Annotated in this window: 14 protein-coding genes; 6 read left to right on the top strand and 8 right to left on the bottom strand. The window is 63.0% G+C overall.

The features are described 5' to 3' along the window. Positions 1-17: 17 nt before the first annotated feature. On the top strand, positions 18-797 hold the full coding sequence (locus tag F3J19_RS27790) for an enoyl-CoA hydratase/isomerase family protein (RefSeq protein ID WP_167048893.1): 780 nt from the start codon (positions 18-20) through the stop codon (positions 795-797). Positions 798-1,154: 357 nt separating this feature from the next. Here F3J19_RS27790 and F3J19_RS27795 read toward each other — a convergent pair whose 3' ends face one another. Next, entirely contained in the window at positions 1,155-2,573 is a 1,419-nt protein-coding gene (locus F3J19_RS27795) for a serine hydrolase (RefSeq protein WP_240159285.1), read from the bottom strand. Between the two features lie 275 nt (positions 2,574-2,848). After that, on the bottom strand, positions 2,849-3,724 hold the full coding sequence (locus tag F3J19_RS33025) for a GntR family transcriptional regulator (protein ID WP_167048896.1): 876 nt from the start codon (positions 3,722-3,724) through the stop codon (positions 2,849-2,851). A 316-nt stretch (positions 3,725-4,040) separates the two neighbouring features. Here F3J19_RS33025 and F3J19_RS27805 point away from each other — a divergent pair, with 316 nt between their 5' ends. The 5 genes from F3J19_RS27805 to F3J19_RS27825 all read left to right on the top strand — a co-directional run bounded on the left by F3J19_RS27805 (position 4,041) and on the right by F3J19_RS27825 (position 9,494). After that, complete coding sequence (locus F3J19_RS27805; protein WP_167048898.1) at positions 4,041-5,408, top strand: NAD-dependent succinate-semialdehyde dehydrogenase; 1,368 nt, start codon at positions 4,041-4,043, stop codon at positions 5,406-5,408. 26 nt (positions 5,409-5,434) lie between these two features. Next, positions 5,435-5,860 (top strand): cupin domain-containing protein, encoded by a 426-nt coding sequence (locus F3J19_RS27810; protein ID WP_167048900.1) that lies wholly within the window; start codon positions 5,435-5,437, stop codon positions 5,858-5,860. A gap of 15 nt (positions 5,861-5,875) precedes the next feature. Then, positions 5,876-6,949, top strand: a complete 1,074-nt coding sequence (locus tag F3J19_RS27815; protein ID WP_167048902.1) for an isocitrate/isopropylmalate dehydrogenase family protein — start codon at positions 5,876-5,878, stop codon at positions 6,947-6,949. 143 nt (positions 6,950-7,092) lie between these two features. Continuing rightward, entirely contained in the window at positions 7,093-8,406 is a 1,314-nt protein-coding gene (locus F3J19_RS27820; protein WP_167048904.1) for an MFS transporter, read from the top strand. Then, complete coding sequence (locus F3J19_RS27825) at positions 8,331-9,494, top strand: amidohydrolase family protein (RefSeq protein WP_205193312.1); 1,164 nt, start codon at positions 8,331-8,333, stop codon at positions 9,492-9,494. Before F3J19_RS27820 ends, F3J19_RS27825 begins: the two co-directional genes overlap by 76 nt. A 14-nt stretch (positions 9,495-9,508) precedes the next feature. Here F3J19_RS27825 and F3J19_RS27830 read toward each other — a convergent pair whose 3' ends face one another. The 6 genes from F3J19_RS27830 to F3J19_RS27855 all read right to left on the bottom strand — a co-directional run bounded on the left by F3J19_RS27830 (position 9,509) and on the right by F3J19_RS27855 (position 18,618). Beyond that, a complete protein-coding gene (locus F3J19_RS27830) occupies positions 9,509-11,788 on the bottom strand; it encodes a TonB-dependent receptor (protein WP_167048906.1) in 2,280 nt (759 codons plus the stop codon). 293 nt (positions 11,789-12,081) lie between these two features. After that, on the bottom strand, positions 12,082-13,455 hold the full coding sequence (locus F3J19_RS27835; protein WP_167048908.1) for an MFS transporter: 1,374 nt from the start codon (positions 13,453-13,455) through the stop codon (positions 12,082-12,084). Positions 13,456-13,511: 56 nt separating this feature from the next. After that, on the bottom strand, positions 13,512-15,149 hold the full coding sequence (locus F3J19_RS27840) for a gamma-glutamyltransferase family protein (RefSeq protein WP_167048910.1): 1,638 nt from the start codon (positions 15,147-15,149) through the stop codon (positions 13,512-13,514). Between the two features lie 85 nt (positions 15,150-15,234). Next, positions 15,235-16,305 carry an ornithine cyclodeaminase gene (locus F3J19_RS27845; protein WP_167048912.1) on the bottom strand — a complete coding sequence of 357 codons (1,071 nt, stop codon included), beginning with the start codon at positions 16,303-16,305 and terminating at the stop codon, positions 15,235-15,237. Positions 16,306-16,340: 35 nt separating this feature from the next. After that, on the bottom strand, positions 16,341-17,462 hold the full coding sequence (locus tag F3J19_RS27850) for a M14 family metallopeptidase (RefSeq protein ID WP_167048914.1): 1,122 nt from the start codon (positions 17,460-17,462) through the stop codon (positions 16,341-16,343). Between the two features lie 226 nt (positions 17,463-17,688). After that, on the bottom strand, positions 17,689-18,618 hold the full coding sequence (locus F3J19_RS27855) for a LysR substrate-binding domain-containing protein (protein ID WP_167048916.1): 930 nt from the start codon (positions 18,616-18,618) through the stop codon (positions 17,689-17,691). Positions 18,619-18,762 lie beyond the last annotated feature (144 nt).

Here is an 18,762-nt window from a genome sequence, read left to right on the forward strand (position 1 = left end):
GACGCGAGTGAATCATCATGGAAACGATCACGCAGGAACGCTTTGACGCCGTCGCCGTACTCACGCTGAACCGGCCCGAGCGCATGAACGCGCTCAGCAAGCCTTTGCTGCAAAGTCTCGACGACGCGCTGACACGCCTTGCCGACGATGCGCAAACGCGCGTCGTCGTGCTGACGGGCGCGGGCACGAAGGCTTTCTCCGCGGGCGCGGATATCAACGAGCAGCGCGACTTCTCGCCCACGGACGCCTACGAGCATATGCGTTGGGGGCAGGCGATTTTCGATCGCATCGAGACGTTTGCCAAACCGACGATCGCCGCCATCAACGGCGTCGCCTTCGGTGGCGGCCTCGAGCTGGCGCTGGCGTGCGACCTGCGGATCGTCGCCGACACCGCGCGGCTCGGCCTGCCCGAAATCACGCTGGCGAGTTTCCCGGGATGGGGCGGAACTCAGCGCCTGCCCGCGCTGATCGGCGCATCGCGCGCCATGCGAATGATGCTCACGGGCGATCCCGTATCGGCACAGTGGGCACTCGATGCGGGTTTGGCGAACGAGGTGGCCAACGCGGACACGCTGCGCGATCAGGCGCTGACGCTTGCGAACGCGATCGCGCGGCATGCCGGCGAAGCGCTGGCCGAGTTGAAATCGGTAGTGCGCACCGGATTGCGCGAGGGTCGCGCAACCGGCCTCGAAGCGGAAGCTCGCGGAGTGGGCCGGCTGTGGGGCTCGGCCGCGCAGAAGGAAGCACAAGCGGCTTTCTTTGCCAGAAGAAAGCGCGCTGCGCCGGATGCGGGATGAGGCGCCTGTACATAGAGAAGAAGACACCATAAAGCTTCCGCCTGGAAGTTTTATGGTGAATCGAGCCTGAGAAAAATATCGGCAGCACTCCGGAAGCATTGATCTGAAGAAATGCGGCGGACGCCAGCCGTTGCCTCCCAAACACCCGCCAAACCACACCCAGTCCATTCGCAGTACTTCGAAGCGACTGTTCTCGCCCGCCACCCATGCAACCTCGCGCCGGTTGCGATAAAAGTGGCCGCCCCGTCAAAGCCCCGCAGCATCCCTCAAAGCCACCTGCAATTTGCACTCGACCCGCCGTGCGGGACGATCCACGCCGGCAAAAAACGGAGCGAACCTCATCACGCTCCGGATCGTCTACCGCGCTTCGCGGCCGACCAGCTCGTCATGCCGAAGCGAACTGCCGTTGACATTGACCGACCTCTGAGCCGTGATGCCGGTGCCGTCGAACAGAACTTCAACGGTATCGCGGAATGCGGTCTCGGGGAAAATCCAGACCATCTGCAAACGCTTGTCGTCGATCCACGTCGCGCGCGCGACCACCGCGCTGTTATTCATCTCGTAACCGTGGTGCAGATCGCTGCCCGGCATATCGGTTCGACCTTCGATCCAATGCCCGATTCCGGCCACGATCGTGTGTGCCCCGCGCGCATCGAACTGCGTGAAGGAGCATCGATCGTCCGAGCATGCGAACTGGACCGCTTCGACACCATACCGATTCGCTTCGATCTCGAAGCGTCGCGCGCCGGTCCATGCCGCCGTCGCGGATTTCCTGAGCGGCTCCTTCCAGAGAGTCGGCGCCTCTTCGTGCTGCCAGTGCGCGAGCTTTTCGATAAGCCGCTTATCGGCCGAGGCGGAAGCAGAAGCCGCGGTATCGCCATTCGTGAATGCCGCGGGAAAATGCTGTTCGATATGAGGAAAGAGCCTGAAACTGCCCTGGATCGCCCCCATCACGGCAAGCGCCGCGTTGTGCTCCGGAAATACCGTCACCATCTGCACGAATCGTCCGATTGCGCTATAGCTGCCGTCCGGCCGGGTCCACCAGTGATAACCATATTTGAAGGGCTCGCCATGCGGCTGGGTCGCCACGCGCACCCAATCTTCCGGCAGCACGCGCTGCCCGTTCCACACGCCGTCCTGAGCATGCAGCATGCCGAGCTTGAGCAGATCGACCAGCCTGGCCGAGAATCCGTTGCCGCCGGGATTGATGCCGTCCGGGCTGACGTCCCACGTTTCGCCCGTCACGCCTAGCGGTTCGAGCAGACGCGGCTTCAGATAGTCGTGCGCCAATTGACCGGTCACACGGCTCAGGATCGCCGAAAGCATGTAGCTGGCCGCGCTCGTGTACACGAAGGTCGAACCCGGTTCATGAGCGAGCGGAATCTTGAAGAATTCGGCGATCCAGCTGGTATTCAGAACGCGCCACACCGCGCCCGATGTTTCGCTTTCATGCCCGGCGCGCATGGTCAGCAAATCTTCGACCGTCATCTGCGCGAGCCAGCCTTCCACGGGACCGGCATAAAGCTCCGGAAAGAACGAGACGACTTTGTCGGTCAGCTTGAGTCGGCCCTCTGCAAGCGCGAACGCGATTGCCGACGCGACAAAGCTCTTGGTCGCCGAGTGCATGATGCGCGTGCGATCGGCCCGATAAGGCCAGCGAAACCCTTCCGCCACGACGCGGCCATCACGGCTCAGCATGAAACCGTGCAGATCGAGACCCGCGGCCTCGACATCGTCGAGAAACGAGACCACGGCATCGGCATTCACGCCGGTCATGGATGGCACGGCACGCTCCAGCCCGTCGCTGAAAACATTCGACGGCGACGCTGAAGGCAGCCCATTGGAAACAGCGGTCGACTCTGGCATAGGCACCCTGATTCAATGACAAACAGACATGACACGGTCTCCCTCATCGGGGCTGACCACACGAAAAGACTGTAGCGGCGCGAACCGGATTGAGGAAGTCGCTACAGCCGATCACTATGTGTAATTCCGATCACCCCGCCGCCGCCCGGCCTGTACGCTCACGGGCATGCGATCGCGGCATCGCATCAGTCGCCGGCCTTTTCCCGGGCCGCGTTGTGAAGGTGCATCTTGAGAAAATTGGCCGCGGCCTCGCGCTGGTCGGACAGCAGAAGATCGATCAAGGTCAGGTGCTCGCGGCAACGTCTCTCCGCCTGATTGCGATCGACGGCTTTCCGATACTCCATCAGGCGACGCAACCGGTCGAGACGCCGCAGGCCATCGAGAATGAACGCATTGCCCGAGCAGGCGGCAATGGTTTCGTGCAGCCGGCTATTCGCGTCGAACAGCGCGGCGGGCGAAGCCGTGCGCACCTCACCGTTGACGAGCGCCTCCTGCTCCGCCCGGCATTGCAGCAGCGCCTCGCGATCGAGCTGAAAAGTCGGCTCCAGAATGCCGGCCGATTCGATCAGCAACCGGTAGCGATAGCCCTGCCGATAGGTTTCGGCCGAAGTCAGCATCGGCAGGAACATCCAGCCGTGCCCGGGCCGCCGTTCGATCCAGCCCTCCTGCGCCATGCGGCGCAGGATCGCATTCAGTTGCGCGCGGGTCACGCCGTAACTGCGCATCAACGCGTTTTCCGTGAAGCGGTCGGCCAGCTTGCCGGCCAGCCGGTCTTCGGCGATCGCGAGATAGACCGCTTCGTCATCGCCGGCGGCGGCCATCTCACCGGCGTCGGCCGACCTGCGGAATGCCGCTTCCGAGACGGCATAGCCGCCGTCGGGATGCGCCATGACGATCTCCTGCACCGCAAGGCGCTTCAAGGCTTCCCGCACCGGCGAGCGCGACACGTTGAACTGCTCCGCGAGGGTCCGCTCGGGCAGGCGTGTCCCGGGTTCGATGCCGGCAACGCGAATGTGCTGATGAATATGTGCCGCGAGCGCATCGGCTAATGGGCGGCTCATTCTGTCGTCCAGAGTAATAGATTTGCCGGGGATTGTAGCATGCCACTATCAGGTATTTTGATTGATAAATATACCTCTCTCACCGCTTTGCCGACCGAACAGGCTTTCAATACACCTCCATGCCACTGCATATTTCTCGGGATATTCTGCGCGATAGCACCGTAGCGACCATAGAACGGGTATACCCCAGTGGTACAAATCATCTTCAAAAGACCAATCGAATGGTATATTGAAAAAACAAAATACCAAACAGATTTCATGTGCGGCAACCCGCGGCACGCACGGAAACGGAACCCTCATCGAAAGGCAAACCTTCATGTTTCGCACCTTGAATCCGGCCACCGAATCCGTCGTGGCAATGTTCGACGCCGCTTCGCCGGCCCGCATCGAACAGGCGCTCGACGACGCCGTCGCCACTCAGCGGCCGTGGTCGCAAGTGCCGATCGCGCAGCGCGCGGCAGTCGTCGCGCGCATCGGCGAAGTACTGCTGCGTCGCAAGGAAACGTTGTCGCAACTGATTACGCTGGAGATGGGCAAGCCCATCGTCGAGGCCGAAGCCGAGATCGAGAAGTCGGCCGCGACCTGCGGGTTCTATGCCGCCAACGCGGCGCAGTTCCTCGCCGACGAACCGGTCGCCAGTGCCACGGGCAGCCAGATCGTCTACGACCCGCTGGGTGTCGTGCTCGCGGTCATGCCGTGGAATTACCCGATATGGCAGTTCATCCGCTTCGCCGCGCCCGCGCTCTGCGCCGGCAACGGGATCATCCTCAAACACGCCGGCAACGTGCCGCAATGCGCGCTGGCGATCAACTCAGTATTCGCCGATGCCGGTGTGCCGCCAGGACTCGCTGCGTCCCTGCTGATCCAGCCCGAGAACGTGGCGGCACTGATTAGCGACTCGCGAATCGCCGCGGTCACGCTGACCGGCTCGACCGCAGTCGGCAAGCTCGTCGCCTCGCAAGCGGGCGCCGCCATGAAAAAGCAGGTACTCGAACTCGGCGGCTCCGATCCCTTCATCGTGCTGGCGGACGCGGATGTGGAGCGCGCCGCGCAAGCGGCCGTCAAGGCACGCTTTTCGAACACCGGTCAAAGCTGCATTTCCTCGAAGCGCTTCATCGTCGACGCAGCCGTCGCGGACCGCTTCGTCGAGTTGTTCTGTGCCGGTGTGGCTCAACTGAAAGTCGGCGCCCCCACCGATCGCAGCGTAACCATCGGGCCGCTCGCGCGCGCCAATCTTCGCGACGAGCTGCATCGCCAGGTTGAACTGAGCGTTGCCGCCGGTGCCGTGCTGAAGACCGGCGGACAGCCGCTGCCGGGCCAGGGCTTTTTCTACGCGCCGACCGTTCTCGACCACGTGACGCCCGACATGGCCGCCGCTCGCGAGGAAACCTTCGGCCCCGTTGCGGCGGTCATGCGGGTCAAGGATACCGATGCGGCCATCGCGCTGGCGAACGATACGGAGTTCGGTCTCGGCGCCGCGCTCTGGACCACCGACCTGACGCGGGCACAGCAACTCGTGCGGAAGATCGAGGCGGGCGCCGTTTTCGTCAACAGCGTGGTGGCGTCCGACGCGCGGCTGCCGTTCGGCGGCATCAAGCAGTCCGGTTACGGGCGCGAACTCGGCGCCGTCGGCATGCGTGAATTCACCAACATCAAGACCGTCTGGATCAATCCGGCTCGCTGAGCCCGATCCACCTTCAGGAGAACATCATGACGATCAAAACACCATCGGGCGCGGCCCTGCTGCGCCCCGAAGACCTGCCGCGCTACGATCGCGGCGGCGGCGCGAGCACGACGCCGCTCGTCGGCAAGAACGTCGGGTCCGCGAGCTTCATCACCGGGTACACGTCGTTCGAGCCGGGCATGGAAATCCCGTTTCACAGCCATAACTGCGAGGAAAGCGTGGTGCTGGTCGAGGGCGATGCGATCCTCGACATCGACGGGCTCGAATACCGTTTGAAGCCACTCGATACGACCTTTATTCCGCCGAACGTGCCGCATCGCTTTCGCAACATGTCGAAGACGAATCCCATGAAGATCCTCTGGATCTACGCGCGGCTCGATGCCACCCGCACGCTCGTCGCCAGCGGCGAAACGCGCCCCGTCTCGGCCGAACATCAGACTCCCTCTCCCTGAGCGTCAACATCCGCCATGCGTATTCTCGTTTGTCCCGGCGACGGTATCGGTCCCGAAATCATCGCCGCCTCCATGACCGTTCTCGCCCAGGCCGATCGCGTGTTCGATCTGCGTTTGCAGTACGACGTCGAAGACATCGGCTTCGCGAGCCTCGCAAAATACGGCACGACCCTCAGGCCGGAAGTACTCGAAAAAGCCGCCGGCTACGACGGCCTGATTCTCGGCACCATCTCGCACGCCGACTACCCGCCGCCGGACCAGGGCGGCCGCAATGTCTCGGCGGCATTCCGCTGCGATCTCGATCTGTACGCGAATATCCGCCCGGCCCGTACGCGCCCGTTTCTCAGCTCGAACCTTCGCGAAGGCAGGCAGATGGATCTCGTCATCATGCGCGAAGCGACGGAGGGGTTCTATCCCGATCGCAACATGCATCTCGGCTGGGGCGAAATGATGCCGTCGAAAGATATGGCGCTGTCGGTCCGCAAGATTACGCGCCATTGCAGCGAGCGCATCGCGCGGCGCGCTTTCGAACTGGCCATGAAGCGCAAGCGGCGCGTCACCGCGATTCATAAGGCCAACAGCTTCCACATGACCGACGGCCTGTTTCTCGAATGCGTGCGCAACGTGAGCAAGGATTTTCCGGAAGTCGAATTCGACGATCTTCTGATCGACGCCTCGACCGCGCACCTGGTGCGCTCGCCGGAACGCTTCGACGTGATCGTCGCGACGAATTTCTACGGCGACATCCTGAGCGACCTCGCGGCCGAATTGTCCGGCAGTCTCGGGCTGGCCGGCTCGGTCATGGCCGGAGAAACGCTCTGCTGCGCACAGGCCCAGCACGGTTCCGCACCCGACCTCGAAGGCAAGGACACCGCCAACCCGACCTCGATGATGCTGTCGGTCGGCATGCTGATGCGCTGGATCGGCGAACGACGCCGGCTGGCGAACTTCGTGGCAGCCGCAACGGCCATCGAAGCCGCCGTGGACGCCACGCTCGAAAACCCGCTGACTCGCACGGCGGACCTGGGCGGCACGATGGGTTGCAGCGCTTTCGGCAAGCAGGTCGCGCAAGCGCTCGCTGGCGCGTAATCAGGCCGGAGAACGTCGCTCGCCACTCGTACAGGACTGCATCAAGCAGGCAAGCGGGAGAGCCTTTCATCGGGAGCGCACGGCAACGCAAGCGGTCGTGTGCCTCGCCAGGAAAAAGACGCAGCAATAGCGGAGAACGGAAGATGCAAGTCGAATCGATCGGGCGAAACGGCGTTCACACGGCCCAGGAAGCAAGAACCGAGATACAGCGAAGTGCGCTGCGCAAGAATACGTGGCGCTTCATGCCATTGCTTCTGGTCGCGTTCATCATCAACTATCTGGACCGCACCAGCGTCGGTTACGCGGCCCTGACGATGAACTCAGACCTGCGCCTGACGCCCGCGCAGTTCGGATGGGGCGCCGGCATCCTGTTTGCCGGCTATTGTTTTTTTGAAATCCCGAGCAACCTGGCCTTGCATCACTACGGGGCCCGGCGCTGGCTCGCCCGCATCATGATTACGTGGGGACTCGCCGAAGCGGCGACCTCGCTCGTGCAAGGCCCGACCAGTTTCTACATCATGCGCTTCCTGCTCGGTGTCGCCGAGGCCGGTTTCTTTCCCGGGGTCACGCTGTTTCTTTCGTGCTGGTTCCCGCCACGGGAGCGAGTACGCGTGCAGGCGCTGTTCGCGCTCGGCATTCCGCTGTCGGCGATCATCGGCGCGCCGCTGTCGACCTCCATTCTGCGGTGGGGCGGATTCGCGGGGATGCATGGCTGGCAGGCCATGTTTATCATCGAGGGCTTGCCGGCCGTGCTCGTCGGCTTCGTCGTGTACGCCGTCCTGCGGAACAAGCCGGAAGACGCCCACTGGCTGACACCGGACGAGCGGACCGAACTCGCCCAGATGCTCAATGAAGGCACGGGTCAGCACATCAAGAAAGACCTGACCTCCGCCTTGAAGGACCCGCGCGTTCTCATGCTGGCGGCCATTCAGTGCGGCTTCGTGCTGGGCGGCTATGGGGTGGGAGTGTGGCTGCCGCAAATCCTGCGGGGCCACGGCCTGCGGCTGTCGGAAATCGGCCTGCTCGCCACCATCCCGCCGCTCGCCTCCGCCTGCGTCCTGTTGACCTGGTCGTATGTCGTCACGCTCAGGGGGAGGCCCGTGACGAACCTCGCGATCATGTGCCTGATCGGCGGCATCGGCCTCGCACTGGCGGCGCACTTCAACTCGCTGGGGGTCGTCATGCTGGGCATCACCCTGACCTCCGCGTCAACCATCTCGGCCGTCGGTATTCTCTGGACGATCCCCACCACCTTCCTGAGCGAGCGGGCCGCGGCGGGCGGACTCGCATTCATCAATTCGATCGGGACACTCGGCGGCTTTGCGGGGCCGTACATCATCGGCATACTCAAAGAGACGACTGGTGCTTTCTCGGCCGGCATATGGGCAATGTCGGGTTTCCTGTTCGTCTCGGCGATTCTCGCCGCCGTCCTCGTGCGCCTCGTCGAGAGCAAGTAAATCGCGCCCGCTCCGATCGGCCTGATGATTCCCTACCCATTCCCATGCGCCTCGCCTACGACTTCAGAACCAGTAGTTTTCGAACAGCGGCAGAACTCGACGCATGGCATCGGCAAAGTTCCGAGCCGGCTCTCGACCCCGATCTGCCGATCGTCGATTGTCATCATCATCTTTGGCAGCGCAAGAACGGAGACTATCTCGTCGACGACTTTCTCGCGGACCTGACGACCGGCCACCATATTCGAGCGACCGTTTTCGTGGAAGGCGGCACCTCCTATTGCGAGCATGCAAGTCCGGCGTTGCGCCCCGTCGGAGAAACGCGGTTTGCGGTGGCATCCGCGCTCGCGGCGCCCGCGCGATGGCGTAACGCAATCTGCGCCGGCATTGTCGCGAGAGCCGACCTGATGCTGGGCGACCAGGTGGTGCCGGTGCTGGAAGCGCAGCATGAAGCGGCGGCAGGCCGCTTGCGGGGCATCCGTTTCCCGATCCGCTGGGATGCAGCCGGCATCGGCATGTGGGGGCACACGTACGCGCAAGGACGCAGCGCCGACCGATCCTTTCGCGCGGCATTCCGCCACCTTCGCGCGTTCGACCTGAGTTTCGATGCGTTCGTCTACCACCATCAGTTGAACGAAATCGCCGCTCTGGCGGGAAGTTTTCCCGAGACCCGCATCATCGTGAACCACGTCGGCGGTCCCTTGGGCGTCGGTCCTTACGAGGGCCAACGCGATGCCGTCTTTGCCGAATGGAAGTCGGGGCTCGCACAAGTCGCCGCGCATTCGAACGTGTATATGAAGCTGGGCGGACTCGGCATGCTATACACCGGCTTTCCATTCCATCTGAACGCGGTGCCCCCCGGCTCGGAAGTACTCGCACGCTCATGGGCCCCGTATGTTCACGAATGTCTGGAAGCGTTCGGTGTGACTCGCTGCATGTTCGAAAGCAATTTCCCCGTGGACCAGCAGAGCGCGAGCTACAGTGTCGTCTGGAATGCATTCAAGCGCTTGACCGCGCGATGCTCGCCTGACGAGAAACGCGCGTTGTTTAGCGCAACGGCGGCCCACGCCTACCGTCTTGCGCTGAGTTGATTCGATTCATGCACTCAGAATTTATAGGAACTGGTCAAGAAAACCAAGCGGCCCGGATTGAGCGTGACGAAATCTACGTAGTACACAGCGTCCTGGTAAAGCGTGCGATTAAAGACGTTCTTGATGCCAAGAATGGTCGACCAGTTTTTGGTTTGATAATGCACATTCAGATCGGTCTGCATCTGCCCGGGAATCTTGTACACCAGCGGTTGCACCGGTATCTCGTAGCTGCTGCGCGCCTGCAGGCCGATGCCGGCTCCCCATCCCCGCAGATGCTCGGACTGCAGGTCGTAGCTCAGCCACAGGCCGCCCATATGACGCACGGGTGGAGTATTGTTTGTCGGTAACTGCTGCCCAGTGGTGTACGTATAGTTGAACGTCAGGTTCAAGCCGGGCAGTACCTGGCCCGCCACATTTATTTCGGCACCCCGATAGGCTTCATTTTCCGCCGGAAGGTATCCGCTGGGAGATCCCGGCGCCGGATAGAACGTATTTGACATTGCGGTCCGAAATACGTCGGCCGTGACACTCAGTTGATCGTCGAGCAGATTGAGCTTGACGCCGGCCTCTACCGAACGCCCCAGTGCCGGCGGCACGAGCACGCCCTGAATCAGAGGACTGAATGTATTGGGAACGAAACTCCGGAAGGTGTTGGCGAAGACGGACACATCATCACTCAACTGATACAGCACACCGATATTAGGCAACCAGGCCGATTGCGCCGGCTGACTGTTCGACCAGGAGGTTCCGCGCGCGAGACTCGCCAATACGCGCAGTCGCCCCCAGCTCATCTGGTCTTGCAGATACAGGTTGTTGAAGTACTGCCTTGAACTGATGTTGTAGAAATCCCCTGCGACCGGCGGGAGTGTCGGCGAAGGAAAAGGGGCGAGGACCCCGGAGGCGATTTCATTGATATTCGTCCGGTAAATCTGGTACTCCCCCCCGAACATCAGGCTATTCTTGACGGCGCCGATCTGGAATGCCGTTTTTATATGATTATCAGTTTCAATCGAAGATGAACTGGTGGTGTATGTCCCGCCCGAATAGGGCATTGATGTCAGGTCGTATCCGAAGGGGAAATAATTATTTTCACTCCAGTCATTGATATTCTGATACTGCGTCCGGCTCTCGACTTCCCAGTCATGCCCCAGTTTCTGTTTGATGTCATAAAACAGCGTGTCGGATTTAATGAACTGGTTGTCCGGAGGGGTAGCACGCGCGTCGAGTCGAAGCGGCCCATCCGGGCCGACAAAAGTAATGGCCGTGGCCGGGAGGTTCTGGGCCTGATGCTGATAGCCGACCACGATGTCCGTCCCCCCCGATTTCCAGCCCAGCGTCGGCGCCACATAGAACGTCCGGTTACCATCGTATCCGCCATAGCTTTCACCAGAACGCTCACCTGACACCACCAGCCGGTAGGTCAGATGGTTATCCGGCGTCAGTGGCCCGCCCAGATCGACTGCGCCCAGCCAGTCCCCATACGATCCCGTCTGAACGGTTAATTCGCGAACCGGGTCCGCGGTCGGCTGCTTCGTCACGATATTGACCACGCCGCCCGGATACATGACGCCGGCCACGATCGAATCCGCGCCCTTGATCACCTCGATCCGCTCGATACCGGCCATGGGAATCGAAAGCGCGGTCTGGTTCCCGCTGACGTCATTGATTCCGTTTCTCATGACATTGGCCGTGAAACCTCTGGAAATAATGGCCGCACTATTTCCCTGAGACTGGCTCACGATCGGCAAGCCGGCCATCTCGAGTGCGTCCAGAACCGATTGCGTCTGGTGGCTTTTGAGTTGATCCGCCGTAATCACCTGGATCGACTGCGGCGTTTCGCTAATCGGCGTGTCGGTACGCGTAGCGGTATTGCTCGAATACGCGAGGAAGCCCGTGTTATCCGAGAGGACATTGCCCGTTACCGTAATCGCCGGCAACACCGTAGCGGCATCCGTGGCACCCGTTGCCGCCTGTTTTGACGACGCCGAGATGACCCATGTCCCCTCCTGCTTCTGTTCGGCTTTGAGATTCGTGCCTTTGAGCAGTTGATCCAGCGCGTCATGGATACTCAGCGTGCCCGAGACCGCCGGCGCCATGCGATTTGCCACCGATGCGTCCGACGCAAGAATGTTAACTTTGCCTTGCAGGGAGAGCTTCGCCAGTGCTTCCGACAAGGGCAATGCCGGCAAATCTATTTTCACCGTTTGCGCATTCGCATATCCACTCGCAACCGACAGACAAGCCACGGCGACATAGTGCTTCCATGTTGTTTTTCTCGACGTCTGTTGCTTCATGGTTTTCTTGTAGCGTGTTTGAAAATTCACCACCTCAGCGACGAACCCGAGCGTTGCCGCCTTTGTCCGTCAACGCCAGGCGATCGTATCCCCCTCGACAAACACCTGCCTCCCTTGCGGCCGGTACCGTCTGACGATCCCGAGGTTCTTTTTCCACGTCCCGCATTTAAACCACATCCGGGAACAATTTTCAAATGCGCTACAGGAAAAATGGCGCCTTGATTCGCATCAAGGCGCCATTTTTATCGGCTTCGGCGGCCACGCGCTAAAGCCGATGCATCTTGCCGGTCTATCTATTTGCTGGAAGGAACGGCGCCTGCCGCACCGGCCTCGTCGCGCGCAGCGGCTGCCTGCCGCCGCTCCTCGCTCTCGAGCCTGAACGCGCGCCGCCCCGTGCGCGTGCCCACGACCAGCACGAACGACAGTACGGTCGTACCGACCAGATAAGCCGGCGGAACGAACCGGGCATCGGTAAAGCGCGAGACCACCGAGATATAGAATGGCGCGAGCCCGCCGAACAGCATCACGCCGATGTTGTAGGAGATCGCCACGCCCGTCGAGCGGCCCTGCACCGTGAAGAGCCTCACCAGCATGCCCGGATGCGCGGCGCCTTGCAGCGTCACGAACAGAATGCCGACCAGTTGCACGAGTATCAGCCGCGTCGCCGTGGGCGTGGCCAGCAGGAACCAGAACAGCGGGAACACGCAGATCAGCCAGCTGCCGATAAAGAAGCAGAACACCCGGTACGGTCCGACACGATCGGCCAGCGCGCCGAATACCGGCGACAGCACGCACGAGATGATGCTCGTGACGAACACCGCCTGCAGCGAGGAACTGATCGGCAGATGCAGCTGGCTTTGCGCGTAGTGCGGCAGGTACGCATGCCACACATAGAGCAGCGACGTGCCGCCCATGATGATGCCGATCGCGCAAACGAGCGCGTCGCCATTCTCGCCGACGAAGTCGCGTATGCGGCGACCGAGCGGCAGACGCGCGACGGCATTCGCCTGCATCTGACGGAACTCCGCCGACTCCCCGACGCTATGCCGGATGTAGAAACCGAACGGCCCGACCAGCGCGCCGACCAGGAACGGCAGGCGCCAGCCCCAGGCCAGCATGGCCTCGTGCGACAGATGCCGCGACAGCAGATAGCTGCACCCCGAAGACAGGATGGCTGCGATTCCCCACGTCAGCATGTTGAAACTGCCGTAGAACATCTTCTTGCCCGGCGGCGCCATTTCGTAAATCGTCACCGACGAAAGCGCGAACTGCGCGCCGACCGCGAAGCCCTGCACCAGCCGTCCGGCCACCACCAGCAGCGGCGCGGCGATGCCGATCGCGGCATAGCCCGGCGTCAAACCGAGCAGCAGCGAACCGACCGACATCGCCACCATGATCATCGACAGGGCCTTGACCCGGCCGGCCCGGTCCGCGTACATGCCCATCACGGCGCCGCCGATGGGCCGCACCAGAAAGCCGACGGCAAACGTCGCGAACGTGAGCAACAAGGATTCGGCGCGACTGACGCCGACGAAGAACGTCTGTGCGATCAGCGTCGAAAAGTAGCCGTACACCATGAAGTCGAACCATTCGAGCATGCCGCCGACTATGGTCGATACGATGACTTTCCGGAGCTTGCTGGTTTCGCTGTTTTTATCATTGGTCATATGACGGGCCTCCACCGTGCATCGTGCGAAATACCTTATAAAGAATGAGAAAACGCCTAGAAGCCCGCGGCGAGTCCGTCACGCCGCGAATCGCTCGCGGCCACGTAGCCGCGCTCCGGGTCGTTGCGATCGAGCCTCCAGATGAACTGGCCCGAACCGAAGTCCATATACGGGTCGTTCATGCTCTTGATCTGATGGCCGCGTTCGCGCAGCCCCTGCACGGTCGCGGGATCGAGCGTCGCTTCGAGGTCGAGCGTGAAGTCGCGGTTGATCTTCCAGCGCGGCGCATCGCATGCGGCCTGCGGCTGCTGGCCGTAGTCGAGCATGCGCACCACCGTTTGCAGATGGCCTTGCGGCTGCATGTCGCCGCCCATCACGCCGAAGCTCATCACCGCTTCCTGCCGGCCATCGACCTGCTGCGTGAGGAACGCCGGAATGATGGTATGAAACGGCCGTTTGCCGCCCGCCACCACGTTCGGCGATTTCGGGTCCATCGAAAAGCCCCAGCCGCGGTTATGCAGCGCGATACCGGTGCCGGGCACCACCACACCGGAGCCGAAGCCCATGTAGTTCGACTGGATGAAGCTGACCATCATGCCGCGCTCGTCCACGGCCGACATATAGATCGTGCCGCCCGAGGCGGGCATGCCGAAGCCGAAATGCGTCGCGCGCTTCGGGTCGATCAGCTTCGCGCGCGATTCGAGGTAAGCGTCGTCGAGCATCTGTTCGGGCGTGACTTCCATCGAACGCGGGTCGGCCACATAGCGATAGATGTCCGCGAACGCGAGCTTCATCGCTTCGATCTGCAGATGCTGCGACTCGACGCTGTCCACCTTCAGCGATTTCACGTCGAACTGCTTGAGAATGCCGAGCGCGATCAGCGCGGCAATGCCCTGCCCGTTCGGCGGAATCTCGTGCACGGTATGGCCGCGATACTCCTTGCCGATCGGCTCGACCCAGTCCGCGCGACAGTTGCGCAGATCGTCCAGCGTCATCGCACCGCCGCACTCGCGCGAAAACGCGGCGATGCGCTCGGCAATCTCGCCTTCGTAATAGGCGCGCGGACCCTGCTCCGCGAGCAGGCGCAAGGTCGCCGCGTGGCCCGGAAAGCACACGCGCTCGCTGACCTCGGGAGCGCGTCCATGCGGCATGAACGTGCCGGCAAAACCGGGCTGATTCTGCAATTCGGGAATCGCGGCATTCCACTTGCGCGCCACCACCCCGGCCACCGCGTGGCCGCGTTCGGCGATTTCGATGGCCGGCTCCATCAGATCGGCGAACGGCAGCGAACCGAACTTCGCATGCAAGGCTTCCCAACCGGCGATCACGCCCGGCACTGTCGCCACGTCCCAGCCGCGTCGGGGCCGTTTCGCGATGCCGTTTTCCTCGCCGTAGCGGCTGCGGAAATAGTCGAGGTTCCACGCGGCGGGCGCCGCGCCCGACGCGTTCAGGCCATGCAGCTTCTGGCCGTCCCACACGAGCGCGAACGCGTCGCCGCCCAGGCCGCACGAGACCGGCTCGACCACGGTGATGGCCGCCGCCGCGGCGATGGCCGCGTCGACGGCGTTGCCGCCCTTCCACAGCATGCGCAGGCCGGCCTGCGCGGCGAGCGGATGCGAGGTCGAAACGATATTGCGGGCGAACACGGGCGAGCGCGGTGTCGGATACGGGTTTTGCCAGTTGAAGCGCGTCATGGAGAAGAAAACCGGTTGGCGATAAAGCAATGACGAACGGCCAGAAGGGTCAGAAAGGCCGGATGATGCAACGCTGCCGTCGGGCTCAGGCGGCTCTCGCCGCCGGAGCATGCGCCGGAGTCAGCGCCGGCGCGTCGAGCGGCGCCGCCACGAACTGGTAGAGATCCTTAGGATTCTCGGGCGCCGGAATCAGATCGATATCGCGGCCGATACCGTACTGGTTCGCGGCATCGCGCAGATAGCGCAGCGCCGAGAAATCTTCGAGCGCGAAGCCCACCGAATCGAACACCGTCACTTCCGAGGCGCTCGTGCGCCCCGCCACCTCGCCCGACAGCACGCGCCACAGCTCGATCACCGGGAATTCCGGCGGCAGTTGCTGGATATCCCCTTCGATGCGCGTTTGTGGTTCGAACTCGACCACCACGCGCGCGTCGGTCAGCACGTCCGCATGCAGTTCGGTCTTGCCCGGGCAGTCGCCGCCGACGGCGTTAACGTGCATGCCCGGCTCGATCATGTCGGGTGTGAGAATGGTCGCGTTGGTCTTGTCGGCCGTCACGGTGGAGACGATGTCGGCGCCGCGCACGGCCTCGGCCGCGCTCGCCGCGCGCACGAGCTTCAGCCCCGGCACGTCGGCGAGATTGCGCATCAGCTTGTCGGTGGCCGCCGGGTCCACGTCGAAGAGACGCACTTCCTCGATGCCGAGCATCGCGCGAAACGCGAGGATCTGGAATTCGCTTTGCGCGCCGTTGCCGATCAGCGCCATCGTGCGCGAGTCGGGTCTTGCCAGCGCCTTCGCGACGAGCGCGGAGGTTGCCGCCGTGCGCAGCGCCGTCATGATGGTGAATTCGCTGAAGAGCACGGGGAAACCCGTCTCCACTTCCGCCAGCACGCCGAACGCCATGACGGTCAGCATGTTGATGCGGGTGTTCTTCGGATGGCCGTTCACGTACTTGAAGCCGTAGAGCGTCGAGTCCGACGCCGGCATCAGCTCGATCACGCCGCCCGGCACATGGTTCGCCACCCGGGCGGACTTCTCGAATTCGTTCCAGCGCAGGTAGTCCGCGCGAATGTACTCGGCCATCTCCGTGATGAGCCGTTGCGTGCCGACCGATGCGGCCAGATGGCGCATGTCGCTTACGTCGATATATCTAGTCATGTTCTCACTCGTCAGTCTGGTGCGATGGTTCAGGATCAGGCGCCCAGCAGATAGCCGCTGCGCAGGGTCTTTTCTCCGGTCACGCGGCCAAGCGGATCGCCCGCCCGCACGTAGCGCACGTCGCGCCGCATGTAGAACACGCCGCTCGTGCTGCTATGCACGGCCGTGCGCGTGCCCTCGACCGGATCGACGACCACGAACATCTCGTCGCCGGCCTGCACGTGCGCGCCCTCTTCCACGCGATGCAGCAGCACGCCCGTGGCCGGCGCGTAGAACTGCTCGCTGCCGGCGAGCGGCGTGGCGGGATGCGGCAAGGGCGGCAGCGGTTCGACCGCTGCGTCGATCATGCCCGCATAGGTCAGGTACGAAATAATTGCTTCGGCATCCTGCCGAGCCAGTTCGTCGCTGACGTCGCGTTGGCCGCGATGCTCGACCGTCACCGAAACGCATCCGTTGGGAATCGGATAGCGCCCGCGAAAGCGCTCCTGCAATTGCCACCATGTGAGGCTGTGCGCCTCGTCGAACGACTGGCCGCCGGAATCGAACGCCAGCAGCGAGGCCCGCGCGCCGAGATAGCGCGCGAGCGGCTCGGCCTCGTTCCAGATGGCCTCGCCCGTGTAGATGTGCATGGCCGCCTCGCGCGAGCAATGCAGGTCGAGCACGATGTCGGCGTCGATCGAGAGCTGCATGAGCGTGCGCTGCAGGTCGTCCACGGGGTGGCGCGGCGCGGCCTTGTCGAGCAGCTCGCGCCAGGCTTCGTGCACCACTGCGCGGTTGTGGAGCGCGTCGCCGTTCAGCCGGCCTTCGATGGCGTCGCCGATCTGCGCCGCGAGCATCGGAAAACCGCGATTGAAGTTGCGGCCGCTCGCCAGGTCGAAACGGCCAAGCGGGTAGCCGAGCACGGCCTGGCCGAGCCCGATCGGGTTGGCCACGCTCAGCACCACGCACTCGGCGCGCAGGCTGCCCGCTTCCTCGAGTGCCCGCAGGCGCGTCTTCAGCCACGCGGCGACCAGCATGCCGGGCACTTCGTCCGCATGCAGGCCGGCCTGCACGTAAACCTTCCTGCCGGTGCCCGACGGGCCGAAGCGATCAACATACAAATGATGCGCCGTACCGTCGGCGCCCGGCAGCAGCCGGTGAGTGTCGCGAATTGACATGGACCTGGAGTTCCTCGGTTGCGATGCACGGCTGAAAAGGCAGCGCATCATGGATGACACCATCTTAAGTACGCGCGGCAAGCTCAGGAAGCCAGCTCCGGGCTATCGCGATCCACGATTCAGATCACTAGTATCCAGTTCGCATCTGGTTCGCATTGGGTTCGCGCCCGGTTCGCAAGCAGTTGGCATTTCGCTTGCATTCCGCGCGGGGCGCGCGCCCGCTGCGCTACGTCTTCGCGCCGCTCGTCACGCCGCGCCGCAGGCGCGCGTAGGACGCGAGCATGCTCGCCAGCAGTTGTGCCGAGGTGGTGAGCGGCGACGCGCTGCGACGGGTCAGACAAATGTCGCCGGGGCTAAAGGTTTCGCGAACCGGAATCCGGATCAGCGAGCCGGAGAACAGCTTGAAATCGACCAGCACGCCGGGGTCCATCGTCAGATAGTCGGTTTCGCTCACGAAATAGAGCGATTCGAGCAGCGTCTCGGCCGTGATGACGATCTTCGGCACGCCGAGCCCGCGCTCCGAAAATATGCCGACGAGCCGGTTGGCGGCGAATCCGGTAATACCTTCGCGTTTGAAGCCGATCCACTCGCAGTCGGCCAGCTCGTCGATCGAGGTGGCATTCGCCTTGGGATGCCCCGCGCGCGCGATCACGGCGGGCGACGAACGATAGAGCCGGTCGATCTCGAGATCGGCATCGTCGATATCGGGCGAGAGCGGACAGAGCGCGAAGTCCAGACGGCCGTCGCGGATACGCTCCAGCAGCATCAGCGACGGGCCGCTCGAGATATGCACGAGCACGTTCGGATAGTCGGCCATGAAGCGCTTGAGCACCGGCATCAACAGATCGGCGAGCGGTTCCGAGGTCACGCCGAGCGCGATTCGCCCCGACGGCATGCCCTCGACCTCGCGGATGTCCTGCTCGATCCGTTCGCAGTTCTTGAGGATCGCGGTTGCGCGCATGAGCAGCATTTCGCCGAACGACGTGAGGCTGATGCCGAGATGCGAGCGCGTCAGCAGCGACACCGAGAGCTCGGCTTCGAGGCTCTGGATCGCATGCGTCAACGCGCTCTGCGCGATGCCGAGCGAACGGGCCGCGGCCCGGAAACTGCCCTGCTCGACCACGGTGCAAAATGCCTTCAGCTGGCCTAAGGTCATCTGAACTTCTCCATTGAGCGGATCGGCGGGCGCGCTGCCGGGTGCGGGCGCAGCACCGCCTTGCCGTGGCCGCGCACCGGCACCGGCACAAACGCCGCCGCAAACCGGGCGCGCGGCCCGCAGGTCCGGCATCGGCCACGCACG

This window comes from Burkholderia sp. Ax-1724, assembly GCF_011752995.1.
In the GTDB taxonomy this organism is placed as follows: domain Bacteria; phylum Pseudomonadota; class Gammaproteobacteria; order Burkholderiales; family Burkholderiaceae; genus Paraburkholderia.

What these genes read in the sequence shown, in the direction of transcription:
- F3J19_RS27840 (WP_167048910.1), bottom strand. Translation starts at nt 15,149, where the DNA reads ATGACGCGCTTCAACTGGCAAAACCCGTATCCGACACCGCGCTCGCCC.
- F3J19_RS27845 (WP_167048912.1), bottom strand. Translation starts at nt 16,305, where the DNA reads ATGACTAGATATATCGACGTAAGCGACATGCGCCATCTGGCCGCATCG.
- F3J19_RS27855 (WP_167048916.1), bottom strand. Translation starts at nt 18,618, where the DNA reads ATGACCTTAGGCCAGCTGAAGGCATTTTGCACCGTGGTCGAGCAGGGC.
- F3J19_RS27810 (WP_167048900.1), top strand. Translation starts at nt 5,435, where the DNA reads ATGACGATCAAAACACCATCGGGCGCGGCCCTGCTGCGCCCCGAAGAC.
- F3J19_RS27835 (WP_167048908.1), bottom strand. Translation starts at nt 13,455, where the DNA reads ATGACCAATGATAAAAACAGCGAAACCAGCAAGCTCCGGAAAGTCATC.
- F3J19_RS27825 (WP_205193312.1), top strand. Translation starts at nt 8,331, where the DNA reads ATGGGCAATGTCGGGTTTCCTGTTCGTCTCGGCGATTCTCGCCGCCGT.
- F3J19_RS27830 (WP_167048906.1), bottom strand. Translation starts at nt 11,788, where the DNA reads ATGAAGCAACAGACGTCGAGAAAAACAACATGGAAGCACTATGTCGCC.
- F3J19_RS33025 (WP_167048896.1), bottom strand. Translation starts at nt 3,724, where the DNA reads ATGAGCCGCCCATTAGCCGATGCGCTCGCGGCACATATTCATCAGCAC.
- F3J19_RS27805 (WP_167048898.1), top strand. Translation starts at nt 4,041, where the DNA reads ATGTTTCGCACCTTGAATCCGGCCACCGAATCCGTCGTGGCAATGTTC.
- F3J19_RS27790 (WP_167048893.1), top strand. Translation starts at nt 18, where the DNA reads ATGGAAACGATCACGCAGGAACGCTTTGACGCCGTCGCCGTACTCACG.
- F3J19_RS27795 (WP_240159285.1), bottom strand. Translation starts at nt 2,573, where the DNA reads ATGACCGGCGTGAATGCCGATGCCGTGGTCTCGTTTCTCGACGATGTC.
- F3J19_RS27815 (WP_167048902.1), top strand. Translation starts at nt 5,876, where the DNA reads ATGCGTATTCTCGTTTGTCCCGGCGACGGTATCGGTCCCGAAATCATC.
- F3J19_RS27820 (WP_167048904.1), top strand. Translation starts at nt 7,093, where the DNA reads ATGCAAGTCGAATCGATCGGGCGAAACGGCGTTCACACGGCCCAGGAA.
- F3J19_RS27850 (WP_167048914.1), bottom strand. Translation starts at nt 17,462, where the DNA reads ATGTCAATTCGCGACACTCACCGGCTGCTGCCGGGCGCCGACGGTACG.